This window comes from Paenibacillus sp. Soil750 (assembly GCF_001428045.1).
GTDB lineage: Bacteria > Bacillota > Bacilli > Paenibacillales > NBRC-103111 > Paenibacillus_E > Paenibacillus_E allorhizoplanae.
Window position 1 is genome coordinate 987 of sequence record NZ_LMSD01000041.1, and the last position, 16,657, is coordinate 17,643.

At 46.2% G+C, this 16,657-nt stretch carries 15 protein-coding genes, 6 tRNA genes and 2 rRNA genes (1 of these 23 running past the window's edge); 21 read left to right on the plus strand and 2 right to left on the minus strand.

The window, feature by feature from the left end; all coding sequences use genetic code 11:
- The 15 genes from ASL11_RS29590 to ASL11_RS29655 form a co-directional block, all read left to right on the plus strand.
- A 23S ribosomal RNA gene (locus ASL11_RS29590) occupies window positions 1–2,844 on the plus strand; it begins 102 nt to the left of the window's first position.
- 71 nt (window positions 2,845–2,915) lie between these two features.
- Window positions 2,916–3,032 (plus strand): 5S ribosomal RNA (gene rrf, locus ASL11_RS29595).
- 56 nt (window positions 3,033–3,088) lie between these two features.
- A tRNA-Ile gene (locus tag ASL11_RS29600) sits at window positions 3,089–3,162 on the plus strand.
- A 49-nt stretch (window positions 3,163–3,211) separates the two neighbouring features.
- Window positions 3,212–3,285, plus strand: a tRNA-Met gene (locus ASL11_RS29605).
- Window positions 3,286–3,296: 11 nt separating this feature from the next.
- Window positions 3,297–3,388: transfer RNA gene (locus tag ASL11_RS29610), tRNA-Ser, on the plus strand.
- Between the two features lie 18 nt (window positions 3,389–3,406).
- Window positions 3,407–3,482 (plus strand) — tRNA-Thr (locus tag ASL11_RS29615).
- A 77-nt stretch (window positions 3,483–3,559) separates the two neighbouring features.
- Window positions 3,560–3,641, plus strand: a tRNA-Tyr gene (locus tag ASL11_RS29620).
- A 10-nt stretch (window positions 3,642–3,651) separates the two neighbouring features.
- Window positions 3,652–3,723, plus strand: a tRNA-Gln gene (locus ASL11_RS29625).
- A 245-nt stretch (window positions 3,724–3,968) separates the two neighbouring features.
- On the plus strand, window positions 3,969–4,880 hold the full coding sequence (locus ASL11_RS29630; RefSeq protein ID WP_056622843.1) for a cation diffusion facilitator family transporter: 912 nt from the start codon (window positions 3,969–3,971) through the stop codon (window positions 4,878–4,880).
- 78 nt (window positions 4,881–4,958) lie between these two features.
- Window positions 4,959–5,483 carry a DoxX family membrane protein gene (locus ASL11_RS29635; protein ID WP_056622846.1) on the plus strand — a complete coding sequence of 175 codons (525 nt, stop codon included), beginning with the start codon at window positions 4,959–4,961 and terminating at the stop codon, window positions 5,481–5,483.
- Window positions 5,484–5,655: 172 nt separating this feature from the next.
- On the plus strand, window positions 5,656–6,255 hold the full coding sequence (gene mobA, locus ASL11_RS29640; protein WP_056622848.1) for a molybdenum cofactor guanylyltransferase: 600 nt from the start codon (window positions 5,656–5,658) through the stop codon (window positions 6,253–6,255).
- A gap of 113 nt (window positions 6,256–6,368) precedes the next feature.
- Window positions 6,369–6,524: a cytochrome c oxidase subunit 2A gene (locus ASL11_RS36075; RefSeq protein WP_082595962.1), complete on the plus strand. Its 156-nt coding sequence runs from the start codon at window positions 6,369–6,371 to the stop codon at window positions 6,522–6,524.
- A 13-nt stretch (window positions 6,525–6,537) separates the two neighbouring features.
- On the plus strand, window positions 6,538–7,008 hold the full coding sequence (locus ASL11_RS29645) for a cytochrome c oxidase subunit II (protein ID WP_056622851.1): 471 nt from the start codon (window positions 6,538–6,540) through the stop codon (window positions 7,006–7,008).
- Between the two features lie 29 nt (window positions 7,009–7,037).
- Window positions 7,038–8,702 (plus strand): cbb3-type cytochrome c oxidase subunit I, encoded by a 1,665-nt coding sequence (locus tag ASL11_RS29650; protein ID WP_056622854.1) that lies wholly within the window; start codon window positions 7,038–7,040, stop codon window positions 8,700–8,702.
- A 45-nt stretch (window positions 8,703–8,747) separates the two neighbouring features.
- The gene (locus tag ASL11_RS29655; RefSeq protein WP_056622856.1) at window positions 8,748–9,290 is read left to right on the plus strand and encodes a hemerythrin domain-containing protein; all 543 of its coding nucleotides are present in this window, start codon (window positions 8,748–8,750) and stop codon (window positions 9,288–9,290) included.
- A 26-nt stretch (window positions 9,291–9,316) separates the two neighbouring features.
- Here ASL11_RS29655 and ASL11_RS29660 read toward each other — a convergent pair whose 3' ends face one another.
- A complete protein-coding gene (locus ASL11_RS29660; RefSeq protein ID WP_056622858.1) occupies window positions 9,317–10,033 on the minus strand; it encodes a Crp/Fnr family transcriptional regulator in 717 nt (238 codons plus the stop codon).
- A gap of 267 nt (window positions 10,034–10,300) precedes the next feature.
- Between ASL11_RS29660 and ASL11_RS29665 the strand changes: the two genes are divergently transcribed.
- The 5 genes from ASL11_RS29665 (at window position 10,301) to ASL11_RS29685 (ending at window position 14,273) form a co-directional block, all read left to right on the plus strand.
- Window positions 10,301–10,756, plus strand: a complete 456-nt coding sequence (locus ASL11_RS29665; RefSeq protein WP_056622861.1) for a GAF domain-containing protein — start codon at window positions 10,301–10,303, stop codon at window positions 10,754–10,756.
- 106 nt (window positions 10,757–10,862) lie between these two features.
- Entirely contained in the window at window positions 10,863–11,501 is a 639-nt protein-coding gene (locus ASL11_RS29670; RefSeq protein WP_442953106.1) for a response regulator, read from the plus strand.
- Window positions 11,494–12,609: a PAS domain-containing sensor histidine kinase gene (locus ASL11_RS29675; protein ID WP_056622864.1), complete on the plus strand. Its 1,116-nt coding sequence runs from the start codon at window positions 11,494–11,496 to the stop codon at window positions 12,607–12,609. The genes ASL11_RS29670 and ASL11_RS29675 overlap by 8 nt, the downstream gene beginning before the upstream one ends.
- A gap of 131 nt (window positions 12,610–12,740) precedes the next feature.
- On the plus strand, window positions 12,741–12,938 hold the full coding sequence (locus tag ASL11_RS29680; protein ID WP_056622867.1) for a hypothetical protein: 198 nt from the start codon (window positions 12,741–12,743) through the stop codon (window positions 12,936–12,938).
- A 63-nt stretch (window positions 12,939–13,001) separates the two neighbouring features.
- Entirely contained in the window at window positions 13,002–14,273 is a 1,272-nt protein-coding gene (locus tag ASL11_RS29685; RefSeq protein WP_056622870.1) for a methyl-accepting chemotaxis protein, read from the plus strand.
- Between the two features lie 75 nt (window positions 14,274–14,348).
- Here the strand turns inward: ASL11_RS29685 and ASL11_RS29690 are convergent, their stop codons facing one another.
- Window positions 14,349–15,434 (minus strand): stalk domain-containing protein, encoded by a 1,086-nt coding sequence (locus ASL11_RS29690; protein ID WP_056622873.1) that lies wholly within the window; start codon window positions 15,432–15,434, stop codon window positions 14,349–14,351.
- A gap of 214 nt (window positions 15,435–15,648) precedes the next feature.
- Here ASL11_RS29690 and ASL11_RS29695 point away from each other — a divergent pair, with 214 nt between their 5' ends.
- Window positions 15,649–16,530 carry an ROK family protein gene (locus ASL11_RS29695; protein WP_056623571.1) on the plus strand — a complete coding sequence of 294 codons (882 nt, stop codon included), beginning with the start codon at window positions 15,649–15,651 and terminating at the stop codon, window positions 16,528–16,530.
- Window positions 16,531–16,657 lie beyond the last annotated feature (127 nt).

Sequence of the window (16,657 nt, forward strand, 5' to 3'; positions counted from 1 at the left end):
TGGAGGCAGACCCAGGGAACTGAAACATCTAAGTACCTGGAGGAAAAGAAAACAAAAGTGATTCCGTCAGTAGCGGCGAGCGAAAGCGGAATAGCCCAAACCAAGGAGCTTGCTCCTTGGGGTTGTAGGACCTCGAYATGGGGTTAGTTTGGTAGGCGAAGTGATCTGGAAAGGTCCGGCATAGAAGGTAAAAGCCCTGTAGCCCAAACYGAACGAAWCCCCTAGAGGTATCCTGAGTACGGCGGGTCACGTGAAACCCCGTCGGAATCCGGCAGGACCATCTGCCAAGGCTAAATACTCCCTAGTGACCGATAGTGAAGCAGTACCGTGAGGGAAAGGTGAAAAGCACCGCGGAAGCGGAGTGAAAAAGAACCTGAAACCGTGTGCTTACAAAAAGTCAGAGCCCTCTATATGGGTGATGGCGTGCCTTTTGTAGAATGAACCGGCGAGTTACGTTCCCGTGCGAGGTTAAGYTGAAAAGRYGGAGCCGCAGCGAAAGCGAGTCTGAATAGGGCGCTTTAGTACGTGGACGTAGACCCGAAACCGTGTGATCTACCCCTGTCCAGGGTGAAGGTGAGGTAACACTCACTGGAGGCCCGAACCCACGAATGTTGAAAAATTCGGGGATGAGGTGGGGGTAGCGGAGAAATTCCAATCGAACTCGGAGATAGCTGGTTCTCCCCGAAATAGCTTTAGGGCTAGCCTCGGATGTTGAGTTGTGGAGGTAAAGCACTGATTGGGTGCGGGGCCCGCCAAGGGTTACCAAGTCCAGTCAAACTCTGAATGCCACAAACTTAARTCCGGGAGTCAGACAGTGAGTGCTAAGATCCATTGTCAAAAGGGAAACAGCCCAGACCATCAGCTAAGGTCCCCAAGTGTGTGTTAAGTGGGAAAGGATGTGGAGTTGCACAGACAACCAGGATGTTGGCTTAGAAGCAGCCACCATTGAAAGAGTGCGTAATAGCTCACTGGTCGAGTGACTCTGCGCCGAAAATGTAACGGGGCTAAACACGCCACCGAAGCTATGGCTTGCACGTATGTGCATGGGTAGGGGAGCGTTGTATGTACRTTGAATTCTGACCGTAAGGACAGGTGGAGCGCATACAAGTGAGAATGCCGGTATAAGTAACGAAAAGATCAGTGAGAATCTGATCCGCCGAAAACCTAAGGGTTCCTGAGGAAGGCTCGTCCGCTCAGGGTAAGTCGGGACCTAAGGCGAGGCCGAAAGGCGTAGTCGATGGACAACAGGTGGAAATTCCTGTACCACCGTAGCCGTTATGAGCAATGGAGTGACGCAGAAGGATAGTGACGCGAGCTGATGGATGCTCGTCCAAGCAGTGAGGCTGRTGTGTAGGCAAATCCGCACATCGTAAGGCTGGGCTGTGATGGGGAGGGAAATTTAAGTACCGAAGGTCATGAGTTCACACTGCCAAGAAAAGCTTCTAGCCAGGCGAAGGTGCCCGTACCGCAAACCGACACAGGTGGGTGAGAAGAGAATTCTAAGGCGCGCGGAAGAACTCTCGTTAAGGAACTCGGCAAAATGACCCCGTAACTTCGGGAGAAGGGGTGCCTCGGTAGGGTGAATAGCCCGAGGGGGCCGCAGTGAAAAGGCCCAAGCGACTGTTTAGCAAAAACACAGGTCTGTGCGAAGCCGCAAGGCGAAGTATACGGGCTGACGCCTGCCCGGTGCTGGAAGGTTAAGAGGAGTGGTTAGGGGYAACCCGAAGCTATGAATTGAAGCCCCAGTAAACGGCGGCCGTAACTATAACGGTCCTAAGGTAGCGAAATTCCTTGTCAGGTAAATTCTGACCCGCACGAATGGCGTAACGACTTGGGCGCTGTCTCAACGAGAGATCCGGTGAAATTTTAATACCTGTGAAGATGCAGGTTACCCGCGACAAGACGGAAAGACCCCATGGAGCTTTACTGCAGCTTGATATTGGACTTTGGTACGATCTGTACAGGATAGGTGGGAGCCTTWGAAGCCTGAGCGCCAGCTTGGGTGGAGGCATCGTTGGGATACCACCCTGATCGTATCGGAGTTCTAACCTAGTACCGTGATCCGGTATGGGGACAGTGTCAGGTGGGCAGTTTGACTGGGGCGGTCGCCTCCTAAAATGTAACGGAGGCGTTTAAAGGTTCCCTCAGAATGGTTGGAAATCATTCGCAGAGTGCAAAGGCATAAGGGAGCTTGACTGCGAGACCTACAAGTCGAGCAGGGACGAAAGTCGGACTTAGTGATCCGGTGGTACCGAATGGAAGGGCCATCGCTCAACGGATAAAAGCTACCCTGGGGATAACAGGCTTATCTCCCCCAAGAGTCCACATCGACGGGGAGGTTTGGCACCTCGATGTCGGCTCATCGCATCCTGGGGCTGAAGTAGGTCCCAAGGGTTGGGCTGTTCGCCCATTAAAGCGGTACGCGAGCTGGGTTCAGAACGTCGTGAGACAGTTCGGTCCCTATCTGTCGCGGGCGTAGGAAATTTGAGAGGAGCTGTCCTTAGTACGAGAGGACCGGGATGGACGTACCGCTGGTGTACCAGTTGTCTCGCCAGAGGCATCGCTGGGTAGCTATGTACGGAGGGGATAAGCGCTGAAAGCATCTAAGCGCGAAGCCCCCCTCAAGATGAGATTTCCCAGTATGTAAGACCCCTTGTAGACGACGAGGTTGATAGGTTCGAGGTGGAAGTGCGGNCGCTGAAAGCATCTAAGCGCGAAGCCCCCCTCAAGATGAGATTTCCCAGTATGTAAGACCCCTTGTAGACGACGAGGTTGATAGGTTCGAGGTGGAAGTGCGGYAACGTATGCAGCTGACGAATACTAATCGGTCGAGGGCTTAACCAAAATTCCTAAGAGTAAKACTTACGTTGAAGTTTCGTATCTAGTTTTCAAGGCGCAAACAAACGCTTTGACTGTTTGGTGATGATGGCGGAGGGGACCCACGCGTTCCCATCTCGAACACGACCGTTAAGCCCTCCAGCGTCGATGGTACTTGAACCGCAGGGTTCTGGGAGAGTAGAACGTTGCCAAGCAGAATACCCCTAGTGGGTATTTTTTTTGCCGCCTTTCGAGGAGTTAATGCAAATATGGGCCCTTAGCTCAGCTGGTTAGAGCGCACCCCTGATAAGGGTGAGGTCGGTGGTTCGAGTCCACTAGGGCCCACTTATTCCTTAGCAGCACGTTTTTATATATGATGATTGATAGACCATTTGGCGGCGTAGCTCAGCTGGCTAGAGCGTACGGTTCATACCCGTAAGGTCGGGGGTTCGAGCCCCTCTGCCGCTACTTATTATTTTGGAGAGATACCCAAGTGGCTATAAGGGGACCCTCTGCTAAGGGGTTAGACTGCGTAAGTGGTGCGAGGGTTCGAATCCCTCTCTCTCCGCCATCTGTATATACGTAATAAGCCGTTGTAGCTCAACTGGTAGAGCAACTGACTTGTAATCAGTAGGTTGGGGGTTCAAGTCCTCTCGACGGCACCATATTACCCAAAAAAGTGAAGTGAAGCTTTGTAGCAACACCGAATACTTTTTTGCGGCCCGGTAAAGCTTTTTAACGTGGAGGCTTAGTGAAGTGGCTAAACACGGCAGACTGTAAATCTGCTCTCTTCGAGTTCGGTGGTTCGAATCCATCAGCCTCCATCTCCTACAATGGGGATTAGCCAAGCGGTAAGGCAACGGACTTTGACTCCGTCATGCCAAGGTTCAAATCCTTGATCCCCAGTTCTTTTTTCATAAGTCATTAGCTCAGTTTGATAGATCACCCGTTTTGTACAAGTTGCAAACAATGAAGCCTTGATATAAGGCTTTTTTTTTTGTTTTTTTATAATAGTTTTAAGTAGAAAACCTGAATCAAGCCTATACTTTTCACCTTATGCAAATTAGTTGTTTGGATCCTACTATTAAGGACTTGGACAACACTGTTTCTCTAGACCCACACGTATTATGTCGAGTATGATTGTCTTCGACATGGATAGTGAGGTGGAAAAAATAGAAAATTTATATGAGGACATCAAGCAAGGTGAAAAAGGTGCTTGGTTAAGTATTATTGCTTATATATGCTTATCAGCTTTAAAATTAACCATAGGCTACATAACCAATTCCGAAGCGCTTTCTGCGGATGGCTTAAATAACGCTACAGACATTATTGCATCAATTGCTGTTCTAGTCGGGTTGAAAATATCACGAAAACCACCTGATAAAGACCACAGATATGGTCATTATCGAGCTGAGACGGTAGCCGCTTTAATCGCTTCTTTTATTATGTTTGCGGTAGGAATTCAGGTTTTCTATCAAGCATTTATTAAGTTTCGTTCTCTGAGTATCGAATCTCCCGATATGGTTACCGCATGGACGGCTGCTTTTTGTGCGATTGTCATGTACTTTGTATATGTATACAATGTTCGTCTGGCAAGGAAAATAAATAGTAATGCCATGATGGCAGCAGCACAAGATAATCGATCGGATGCGTTTGTCAGTATTGGTGCCTTTATTGGTATTGTTGGTTCTCAATTTGGTCTACCTTGGCTTGATACATTAACAGCTTTACTTGTCGGAGTTATTATTTGTAAAACAGCGTGGGATATTTTCCGAGATTCTACTCATGCTCTTACGGATGGGTTTGATGATGCTGAGCTTCAAACCATTAAACAAACCATTCGTGACGTCCCCGGGGTGGAGAAGGTCATTGATATCAAAGCCCGTATCCATGGAAACAATAAACTAGTCGATGTGACCATTGGTGTAGACCATGAGCTTAACGTAAGCGAAAGCCATGACATTACCGAGCATATTGAAAATCGAATTCATGAACTTCATAACATATCGTATGTGCATATTCACATAGAACCTATTGAGGTATCAAGTAGTCAAGAAAAATAATCAGAGTGACTTATCTCACATACACGGCCATCTCTTCGACCTATAATGAATTCATAAAGGACGAAGGAGATGGTTGAAATGATGAAATGGGTAAGGGAAAATAATTACGCTGCAATACTTCTGACAATCATTCGTTTATATGTTGGTTGGGAATGGATGATAGCGGGATGGCACAAAATTACTGGTGACAAAGCTTTCGACGCTGCAGGTTATCTGAAAGGAGCCATCGCTAAACCTGTTCTAGAAAGTGGTACGACGGACCTGGTTTATGCGAATTATGTGGCTTTTTTGAAAAATGTCGCACTTCCGCATGTCGGGTGGTTTAATGTTCTAGTTCCTTGGGGTGAACTCTTAGTTGGTGTGGGGTTACTGCTCGGTGCGTTGACAACGACGGCGATGTTCTTCGGCTTACTGATGAACTTCATGTATATGTTTGCCGGCACGGTTAGCTCGAATCCATGGTTAGTGCTCCTCGGGTTCATTATTTTAGCAGCTGGGGCGAATGCCGGGAAGTTTGGTGTGGATCATTTGATTCTTCCGTACCTGCACAGATGGTTTGATAAGCTATTAGAGGTATGTCATTTAAAGACGAAACTCAGATGAGCTCTACTTCTGCTTCCATGTTAAATAGTTGATAAACCTATTCCTTTTCCAGTTATTGAGAGGGGGATAGGTTTTTTTGTGTTTATTGCAGTGTGACATTTTTCACTTACAGATGATCTTTTTTGGACTAAAGTGACAGGTACATGATGTAGAAAAAGGAGAAGTGATGGGTATGCTTTCAGGAGTTATTTTGGCTGGTGGAGCAAACCGTCGAATGAACGGAGAGCTGAAGGCATTGCTGCCATTTGGGGGAAAGCCGCTCATTGTCAGGCAGCTAGATTGTATGAGGGAAATATGTGATGAGTTGATTGTTGTAACGAATGATCCTAAGCCTTATCTAAACATAGTAGATCGTTCGGTACGGATTATTACGGATTTTTTCAGGGGACATGGGTCGCTTGGAGGCATGCATGCGGCATTATCCCTAGCTAAACATACTTCCGTCTGGGTCGTCGGGTGCGATATGCCCTTCTTATCCAGCTCAGCTGCTCAATTGTTATTGCAAAGAAAACAGGATGGATTTGAAGCCGTTGTCCCCTTGGTGGCAGGTAGGGTGCATCCCTTGCACGGTATTTATGATCGCGCTTGCGCGTCCCACATCGGACGTCTCTTACAGCAAGGGCAAACCTCGGTATCCGCACTGCTGAACCATGTTTTTTGGAGTGAGCAAGGGGATCGTTTTTTGATTGAACATGGCATTGACTTGAGGTTTGTTTCTCAGATAAAGACGTTGGAGGATTACGAGATCATGAAGCACATGGATATGCAGTGAAAGTAACGAATTGTTCATGATTCCGATTGGTGATCGTGATAAAAGTCACTGTAAGCGACGTGTTATTTTCATAAAATAAGTGCAAGACGTTTACATCGTAGGGGGTGATTGGTATGAATGGTCATCACAAGCATACACACGCATCTGAGCGAACAGAGCATAAGCCAGAGCCTTCCTTGCGGGGTACATTTGCCTCGGTGTTGGTTGTAGGACTCTTCTTAGTAATCAGTTGGGTCGCTGTATTTCTTCTTTTTATATCTAGACAGTAAAGGGGATTCGCATATGCATATCCATAAACTCGAAAAAATCTGGTTAACCATTGGAATCGTCATGTTGTTTGTCTTTCTAGGCGTGCTAGGGGTATCTGCATTCGCTATGGGAGCCAAGCCGCCAAGTGCGCACCATCATCAGATTGATCCTTCTAAGGTGTCGGAAACTGCGCCTTTTGATAAGCCAGGGCTTCATCCAATCGGCAACAATGCCTATGAGGCGGTCATGACTGCATTTACGTTTGGTTATGCACCGGACAAAATGGAGGTCCCAGTGGGGGCAACAATTAACTTTGTCGTGACAAGTCAAGATGTGGTACATGGCTTTGCTATTCCGGGTACGAATGTAAATATGATGATTGTTCCGGGCGAAGTTAGTCATGTTAGTCACACGTTTACGAAGCCAGGTGAATACCTGATCCTGTGCAATGAATATTGCGGCGGTGCACACGAGTATATGAAAACAACGATTATTGTTAAATAGCCTAGATGCCAAGAAAGGTGGAAGACCGCATGAGAAGTGAACTTACCCAGAAGTTGACTCCTAAATTTGATCTCAAGGATGGCAAATTGGTTGTCGCCCATGTCCTTGTGGCATTCATTGCGCTGCTCATCGGTGGAATTGCAGGACTGCTGCAGACAATGGTGAAAAGCGGAACGATCAAATTACCCTATAACATCGGCTATTACGAGCTGCTGACAGCTCACGGAGTATTGATGGCCATCGTGTTTACAACGTATTTTATCATCGGCTTTATTTATTCTGGTGTCTCCTATACGCTTGGCGGCAAACTGCTTCCGGTGGTTCATCGTATGGGGTGGGCTGGATTTGCCCTCATGACTGCGGGGACCGCACTTGGCGTTGCGATGGTGTTAACGGGGAAGGCAAGCGTTCTATACACGTTCTATGCGCCAATGAAGGCGTCCCCTTATTTTTATATCGGATTAGCCTTACTTGTGGTAGGGAGCTGGATAAGTGGTTGGGGGATTTTCTATCAATATAAATATTGGAAAAGGACGCATGAAGGCAAGCTGTCTCCACTATTCGCTTTTATGTCAGTTGTGACTTTTCTGATGTGGCAAATCGCAACCATCGGGGTTGCGGCAGAGGTGTTGATTCAGCTAATCCCTTGGTCTTTCGGTTGGGTGGAAACGATTAATGTGATGCTCAGTCGCACGTTGTTCTGGTACTTCGGCCATCCGTTGGTGTATTTCTGGCTAATGCCCGCGTATATGTGTTGGTATGTGATCATTCCCAAGATCATCGGCGGTAAAATTTACAGCGATGCGCTCGCGAGACTTTCCTTTATTCTCTTATTACTATTCTCGATTCCGGTAGGCTTTCACCATCAATTAATGGAGCCAGGTATCAGCTCTTTTTGGAAATACTTGCAGGTTATCTTGACCTTTATGGTGGTTGTGCCATCGCTGATGACGGCATTTTCATTATTTGCAACCTTTGAGTTGAATGGACGTGCGCTTGGGGCAAAAGGGCTATTTGGCTGGGTGAAAAAGCTGCCTTGGAAGGATGTGCGATTCTTCGCACCCTTTATGGGAATGCTCATTTTCATACCTGCTGGTGCAGGCGGTTTAATTAATGCCAGTAATCAAATGAATGCCGTTGTGCACAACACATTATGGGTAACCGGACATTTTCACCTGACAGTGGCGACGAGTGTAGCACTTACGTTCTTTGGGATTACCTATTGGTTACTGCCCGCTGTTACTGGGCGTGTGTTGACGCCCCGCATGCATACATTAGGGATTATTCAAACGATCATCTGGTGTGTGGGTATGTTCCTCATGTCAGGTGCTATGCATATAGTCGGATTGTTCGGCGCACCAAGGCGGACCGCTTTCACAGACTATGAAGGAAGTGCAGCAGCAGCGGGCTGGGTGCCGTATTACGTGTTCATGGCAATTGGTGGAACAGTGTTATTTCTCGGTGTCCTGCTTATGGTCTATAATGTCATTGCCTTGTTGTGTGCCCCAAAAGGGGAGACGGAGTATCCAATTGCTGAAGCGATGGAATCAGCCGAGGCAACGCCAGCCTATTTGGATCGTTGGCGGATATGGATCACGGTATCGATTCTTCTAATCTTGTTTGCGTACACGATTCCGCTGATGGATATGATTGTGAATCCGGCACCTGGTTCGAAAGGGTTTATTACTTGGTAGGGAACAGGGGAAGGCCATCACACGGCAGCAAAGGAGGGGATTTGTATGGTCATTAATTCCACAATGGCTATACTAGGAATCGCATCTTCAAACCCAGTGGAGCTTGAATATGCGACAGATCGGTTAGTGGCAGAGCACGAAGAATTGAGGAGCCGACTCAAGATGATTGAAGCGGGGGCGAAGGAAGTCATTCTTGTGGATGACCCCGTAAGGGGAGTGGAGTTGGTTCAAGATCTCAGAAAGCAGACTTCTTTATTTGTGAAGGTGTTGGAGCGACATTCGGAATGGGAAGAGCATGATTTATTTCCGTTCCTGTCAGGATACTTTCATCGTGAATCCGTACCCTCTATTCTCCCTTCTTTTTGGGTACTTGAAAAAGATCATGAACTGGGTATGTCATTTATCGAATCCTTTCAAGAAATGAGTAAGGTAGTAAGACCTACCGCAGGCCAAAAGCAATTAGCCGAAGCGGCAGGCCATCTCGTGCAGGCATGCCTAATATTAAACGACCATTTGACCATGGAGGAACAGCTTGTTTTTCCTTTAGCAGAGAAAGTGCTGACAGATTTAGAATCTTTTTTTTCATAAGATAGCATGGAGGTAAGTGACTGAGCTTACATGCGGCATATTTCTACGGGGCAGTTTTCGCAGTGGCAGACTTCACGGAGGTAGGTCACATTCTTAATGACAATTAGCCCATGATTAAATTCAACAGCATCTTCCTTCTTCATATCGCTTAACATGCGATTGACGCTTTCTCGAGTTGCCCCTATCATATCAGCCATTTCCGAATTGTTAATCTTATAGTTAATGTGGATATGGTCACCTTGGGGGACGCCATACGAATTACTTAACCGTATTAATAAGGAACAGAGCGCCCCTGGCTTACCGTACATCATTAAATCGCGAAATTTCGTTTCTGTCATACGGTGCATAAGTCCCATCCATTTCATAAATTCAATAGCGAGGTCTCCGTGCTGCCATAGCAGGACCTCGAGATCTTTGCGCTGAATGACACCAAATTCACAATCCTCGGTCGCTTCGCTACTAAAGCTCTGCAAAGAGTTCTGAAACGGATCGATCTGACCGAATAAATCACCTGTTTGATGAAGATATAGAATGAAGCTTTTGCCATTTTCGGATAGCTTGGTGATCCGCACGCCGCCATGGATAACGTAATACAAGCGATCTGCGAGATCGCCCTCTCTGAACAAGAAATCTCCCTTCGCTGCGTGTCTCCGATACATGATGCTTTGCAGTCTTTCGAAATTATCTGCAGAAAAGAAATTCATTATGCCCGTAGCAGGTGCTTTCGTATCCTTCAAAACCATAGGGACCAACTCCTCGACGTTCGTTATTATCTTTATCATAACGTCTTTGGTTCATGTTGGTTATCGGGGGTTATACTGATCTTTGACGGAAATAATCCCTATCTTCTGTGAGGAAAATCACAGCATAAATCAGCATTCCCCTAGTGATTTAGTAAGGAAATCCTGATAGGGAAATCAGGGTTTTCCCTGACTTACAAGACGGATACAAACATCTACAATGATAAGTAAGAAAATTCTGTACTGCTGCGTCGAAACGGAGGGGCCCGAATGGTAATAGACGATACAACTTTGTTCATAGAATTAGAACGATTGCGAAGCTTGACGTCATGCGATTTCGTGGCAATTGCGCCTCTTCAAGAGCATGTCGGGCGCGACCGTTGGCAATATGTCATAGGCAACAGTAATGATCGATATCAACAAATGCGAATCAAAAAAGGCCAAGGATTAGCTGGCTCGGCTCTGCGTTTAGGCAGATGGGTGAAGCTCGATGATACCCATCCTAAGCATCAGCAAGAAAGACTCCATTGTCCGCTCATGCTTGCAGAACAATTGCAGGCGGCGGCGGTATTTCCGCTCGTGCCTAACGCTAGCTCACAGATCAAGGGCTTGCTTTTCATCGGTAAACGAGAGCAAACCAGATTTGAACACGGCGAGTTGCTAGCGGTCCAAGATACCCTCGACACATTGGCGTCCTATCTCTCCGCGGTTGAGGCGAATGTATAAGTCGAAAAAATCGATTCGACTTATAGCCGTCCGAAGCTGCCCTTACGGGGATTCATTTATTTTGTTATGATGGGACTAAAAGGGGGAGAGTACGCTGAAAATTCTTGTGGTGGATGATCACGCTGTAGTTAGATCCGGCCTAATGATGCTGCTTCATGGCAAGCATAACATGGAAGTCGTCGGGGAAGCTGCTGACGGTGAAGAGGGGATTGGGGCGGCTCAACTGCTGAAGCCGGATGTGGTCTTGATGGACCTGAACATGCCAGCTGGCATGGATGGGCTAACTGCGACAACGGAGCTGCGGCGATTGATGCCTGATTTAGCTATTCTGATATTAACGATGCATGACGATGATGAATACTTATTTAGAGCCATTCACGTTGGCGCTTCTGGATACATTTTGAAAAGTGCACCGCACGAGGAGTTATTGACAGCGATCCGCTCTGTTGCTGAGGGAAATGCCTATCTATATCCAACGGCGACGAAGCGGCTCATGAATGAATATATAGAACGGTTGAAGCAAGGCGAGAATGTCGACACGTTCGGGTCACTTTCGGAACGGGAACGGGAAGTTCTGGCTTTAATCGCCAAAGGATTCTCCAATAAGGAAATCGCGGAACAATTGATCATTAGCGTTAAAACCGTGGAATCACATAAAAGCAACGTCATGGAGAAGCTAGGCTTGAAGACAAGACCGGAGTTAGTGAAATATGCGGCGAAGAAAGGATTGTTGAACTTTGAGTAAGGATTTGAACCGGGAATACCCGGAAGTCATCGGCGAAAATGTAACGGAATTGTTAAATCGTCTTGATGAACATATCACGGACTCGTTGTTTCAACAGAATTTGAGACAGTCGCTTAAACAGTTAGCCAATGTTAAATTTGCTCTCGATGAATCCTCAATTGTAGCGGTTACGGACCATAAAGGAAAAATTCAATATGTGAATGATAAATTTTGCGAAATTTCCAAGTATGCGCGAGATGAGCTTCTCGGTTTAGACCATCGGATTATTAATTCCGGTCATCATGGGAAAGACTTCATGACCGACTTATGGCGAACGATTTCTTCGGGGCATGTATGGCGTGGCGAGATAAAAAATAAAGCCAAAGACGGCAGCTATTATTGGGTAGACACAACGATCGTTCCTTTTGTCGATAATCAGGGTAACATTCATCAATATCTGGCTATTCGAAATGAAGTCACGCAACTTAAACGGGTAGAAGAAGAGCTTCAGTTGATGATGTCTCAGGTGATGCAAATTCAAGAGGAAGAACGAAGAAAGTTTTCCCGCGAGCTGCATGATGGAATTGGACAAAGCTTATTCTCCTTGTTGATCCAGATGGATCGACTTATCGGCGAAGGCGAGACGGATCAGACGGAACTAACGCGGCTTCGGCAACATGTAACTGGAATCATTGAAGAGGTTCGGAGTCTGGCTTGGCAAATCCGTCCTTCTGTTCTGGACGATCTAGGCGTCATACCTGCTATTCGTACGTATATTGAGAATTTCACGGACCACCATGGTATACGGGTAGAGCTGAATAGCCATTTGCGCAGACGGCTTGGAGCCCTTGAAGAAACCACCATCTATCGTGTCATACAAGAAGCGCTTACGAATATTGCTAAATATGCGGGAGTATCAGAGGCAAGTGTTGCCGTTAAAGAGACGGATGGCTTTGTCGTGGTTCGAATAGCAGACCAAGGTCAAGGATTTGCCAGAAACAGCAGTGCCAAAGGTGTAGGCCTGTTTAGTATGGAAGAGCGGGCAAAGAGTATTGGCGGCAAGGTCACAATTGACTCTGTCGTGGGAGAGGGGACTACGGTGACATTGATGGTTCCCATGAAGATATAAAAGGATGTGCCTCCTTGTTTCTAAAGGAGGCATGTCCTTTTTTAGTTCTATTATAGCCCTGTGACATATGTCACAGAGAACATGCTGAAATAGGAGTACATTTTAAATATATGATGAGGAGTTGAAGATAAATGATCACTTGCGAACAGTGTGGTAAGACGAATGGGTCAAGAAAGATAGGCAACAGTTGGGTCTGTGGGGACTGCAAAATAGGTGAAGTCAAAACGATTCTTCTGAACAAAGCGGGCAAAGTTACGATGGTTAAAGAGAAGATAGTGGGCTATGAATGCGATGAAGAATCATTGTCCAGAGATCATAAAGTTGAATAAAAGATTCATTAGAAATGAGACGCATGCACGGATTACATTTTGTCGAAACGAAGGTGCTCATTCATGAAGTTGAGTTTAGTCAAAAAAATTGTAGTTGGTATTGTCATTGTTTCTATCGTCACCTATGGCTGCAGTGCGCTATTTATTTTCTATTTGAAAGACATTATTGCGCCAAGTATGGCAGATTGGCTATACCTCTCTATCATTATGCTGCTCGGCATTTTTTGGACAGGATTATTGGGTTGGTTTGGCGCCACCTGGTTTACCAAACCACTTCTCCGATTGACGGATGCCGCAAACGAAGCTGCTACCGGTAACTTACAAGTGGAAATTCCATTTTACCATTCGAACGACGAAATACGCTTACTTAGTGGATCCTTTGAGAAAATGATTGGAAATTTGCGGCAAATGATTACGGATATATCGGCTAGTGTTTCGTTTACGGACAGTCATGCCGGCGTATTACGGAGTGGTATGGAACAGGCAGCCCTACAGATTGAACTCACAGCCGGCGCTGTAGAAATGATATCGAACGGTGCATCGGAGCAAGCAGCATCTACGCAAGGAACGTTGACTGCGGTGGTGCAGATTAAACAAGCTGCAGATGAAATTGGCGCCAAAGCAGGAGATTCGCAGTCCATTTCGCGAGAAACGTTGAAAACCATTAAAGAGAGCGAAGTTATCGTACGTTCACTCGTACAAGGTCTGCTGAACTTAGCTAATTCCAATCTGGAATCCATTGGCGTCGTCAGGCAGTTACACGATAATGCGAAGGAAATCGGACATATAACCCGAGTCGTTGGCGATATTGCAGAGCAAACGCACTTGCTTGCCTTAAATGCTTCCATTGAAGCAGCAAGAGCAGGGGAGCATGGTGCAGGTTTCATGGTTGTAGCTGGGGAAATTCGAAAACTGGCTGAACAAAGCGCCAGGGCGGTGAAGGATATCGACCAGTTGACCACACGGATTGAATTGGATGTAGCGGGAGTAGTAGAGAAAATAACCGATCAAGAACAGCTCGCAAGCCGTGAAGTTGGCAAGGGAGAGGAAGGAAAGAAGGCACTGAATCAAATCAACAAGGCCGTTTTGGAAACGGCACAAACGGTTGAGAATATTGTAGGTTGTGTGACGGATCAGATTCAGAAGATTGGAAGTGCCTTAATCAAAACGAACGAAGTGGCGGTGATTGCATCTCAGATTTCAATGGAGACGAAACATGTATCGATGTCCGTTCAAGAACAAATGGCTGTTATGGAAGAATTATCTTCATCTTCGGAAATGTTGCGATGTCAGGCTGATCTGTTGAAATCCAAAATTAATGTTTTCCAAATATAAAAATTGGATTAAAGGAAGTTGAAATAGAAAAGCCATGAAATTCAAATTGAATTTCATGGCTTTTTGTGAATTGTTTTATTTTCTAATGTTGAAGCCGATAAAAGCTTTTGTGTTGAAATCAAACACAGCAGTCAACGGTCCAAGAAGCTCATCTTGGTCTGTTTTGTAAGTAACCGTCACGACATTGCCGTGCGCAGCTTGCACGTCTGCGAGCAATTTCTTTTGCTCGTCAGTGGAAGGCAATACGCCTACTTCGTTAGAGGAAACGATTTGAACAGCTGCTTCGTCTTGTTTCGTTGTAATATGGGAAGCTTGCTCTTTCACTTGTGCCCATGCTAAGTTGCGGTATTCCTGCGCTGCCTCTGGGGACATTTTCGGCGTGCCGATTACAGGTGATTGAGTCTGAACGACGAGAAGGAACACAGGGCTTTGCGGAGGTAGGCTTTTCGTTTCAATTGGACCGTAGTAGGCTTTTACTTTCGTGCCAGCTTTCAGGTCTTCCCATTTCACGGATTCACCTTGCGAAGTCATAACGCGAGTTTCTTTACCGCCATTAAGTACCAAATTGTCTAATTGAACTTGCCAACCATCATCAGTATGTTTCACTTCTTTGATTGTATCTTCCTTAACCAAGCGGTCTGCGTGAACGTTAATGTTTACAGCGTGCGCTTGTCCCGGATAGCTCATCGCCATTGCGGGTCCGAACTCGGCGTCGATTTGAGTGCCGGCTTTAAGATCGGCTGCAGCTAGCGTTTTACCATCTAAGCTCTTGATGGTAGTCGATTTATCTACGGTTAAAATAACCCATGTGCTGCCGAGCAGCTCGATGCGTGTATTACCGTCTTCCTTCGTCTGTACACTTACGATTACACCGGTTGCAGGCATCAGTGCAGCTTCTTCAGCTTCGTCAAGCTCGATCTCTTTGTTCGCTTCATCGTAATTCACCGTGTAGCCAAGCTGAGTTGCAGCGTCACGTACAGGAAGGTACGCTTTGCCATCAATATAGACAGGCGTTAGCTTGCTGTCTTGTCCGTTAACAACAATCTTTACATCCTTTTGTAAGTAACCTGTAACCTTTTCTACGAAATCCTCAGCTCCGACTGCAGCTGTTGTGCCCAGTATCCCAACCAAACTTAATATGACAGTTAATTTTTTCTTCATCTGATAAATCTCCTTCCGATATTTGAAATGTAGCGTCAATCATGTTGACAATCCATCAGACGGAGGTTGATAGGAATAGGTTGCAGTTGTCCAAAAATTAATGTCGTAAAATATGGCCTGCACACTACTTTACAGGGTTAACTTGTATAGCCAAACAATGTATAATATGAGATAAAATCGACTTCATAGAAACATTGTAGGAGGAATGGGCATCGTGCGTTATGGAGCCATCGAAGCAGGGGGAACTAAGTTCGTTTGTGGTATCGGAAATGAAGAAGGTATCATTGAGGATCGGATTAGTTTTCCAACGGAACATCCCGAGCAGACATTGCAGAAGGTGATTGACTATTTTGCAGATAAAAATGTGACAGCGATTGGCATCGGATCATTTGGTCCCATAAATGTCGATCCAAGCAGCCCCTTATATGGTTATATCACAACGACGCCTAAGCCAGGATGGGCTAACTATGATGTATTGGGGAAATTGAGAGAAACTTTCAATGTCCCTTTCGGTTGGGACACGGATGTCAATGCAGCTGCTTTCGGAGAAGCCAAATGGGGAGCAGCACAAGGCCTTGATAGTTGTGTCTACTATACGGTTGGTACTGGAATCGGCGTAGGCGTGTATATGGAGGGCCGTTTGGTCCATGGACTTGTTCATCCTGAAGGTGGTCATGTCATGATCAGACCGCATGCGGATGATAGCTTTCAAGGGACATGCCCCTATCATGGTGATTGCTTAGAGGGAATGGCTGCGGGTCCAGCCATCGAAAAGCGCTGGGGAGTGAAAGGCAGTGAGTTGGCCGTAGACCATCCAGCATGGGATTTAGAAGCTTACTACCTAGCACAATCTATTAGTTCCACAATATTAATGATGTCGCCGAAGAAGATTATTTTGGGTGGCGGTGTGATGCAACAAGCGCATTTATTTCCATTGATTCATACGCATGTTCAGAAGATTTTGAATGGGTACATCCGAACTGAATCCTTATTGGAGAACATTCATAGCTACATTGTGCCTCCTGGTTTAGGAACGAACTCAGGCTTAAGAGGATCTCTTGCTCTGGGCGTAGAAGCCAAACGTAATCAGCAGTAAAGTTGGTGTGCTCACTAACAATCCCCCAAGATTAATTCTTGGGGGATTTGTGCTGTCTATCCTATAAAAATGCAAAAGAGCAACCTTTTCGATCGAATGAACCCCTCGAATTTGAAATGCGTGCGAA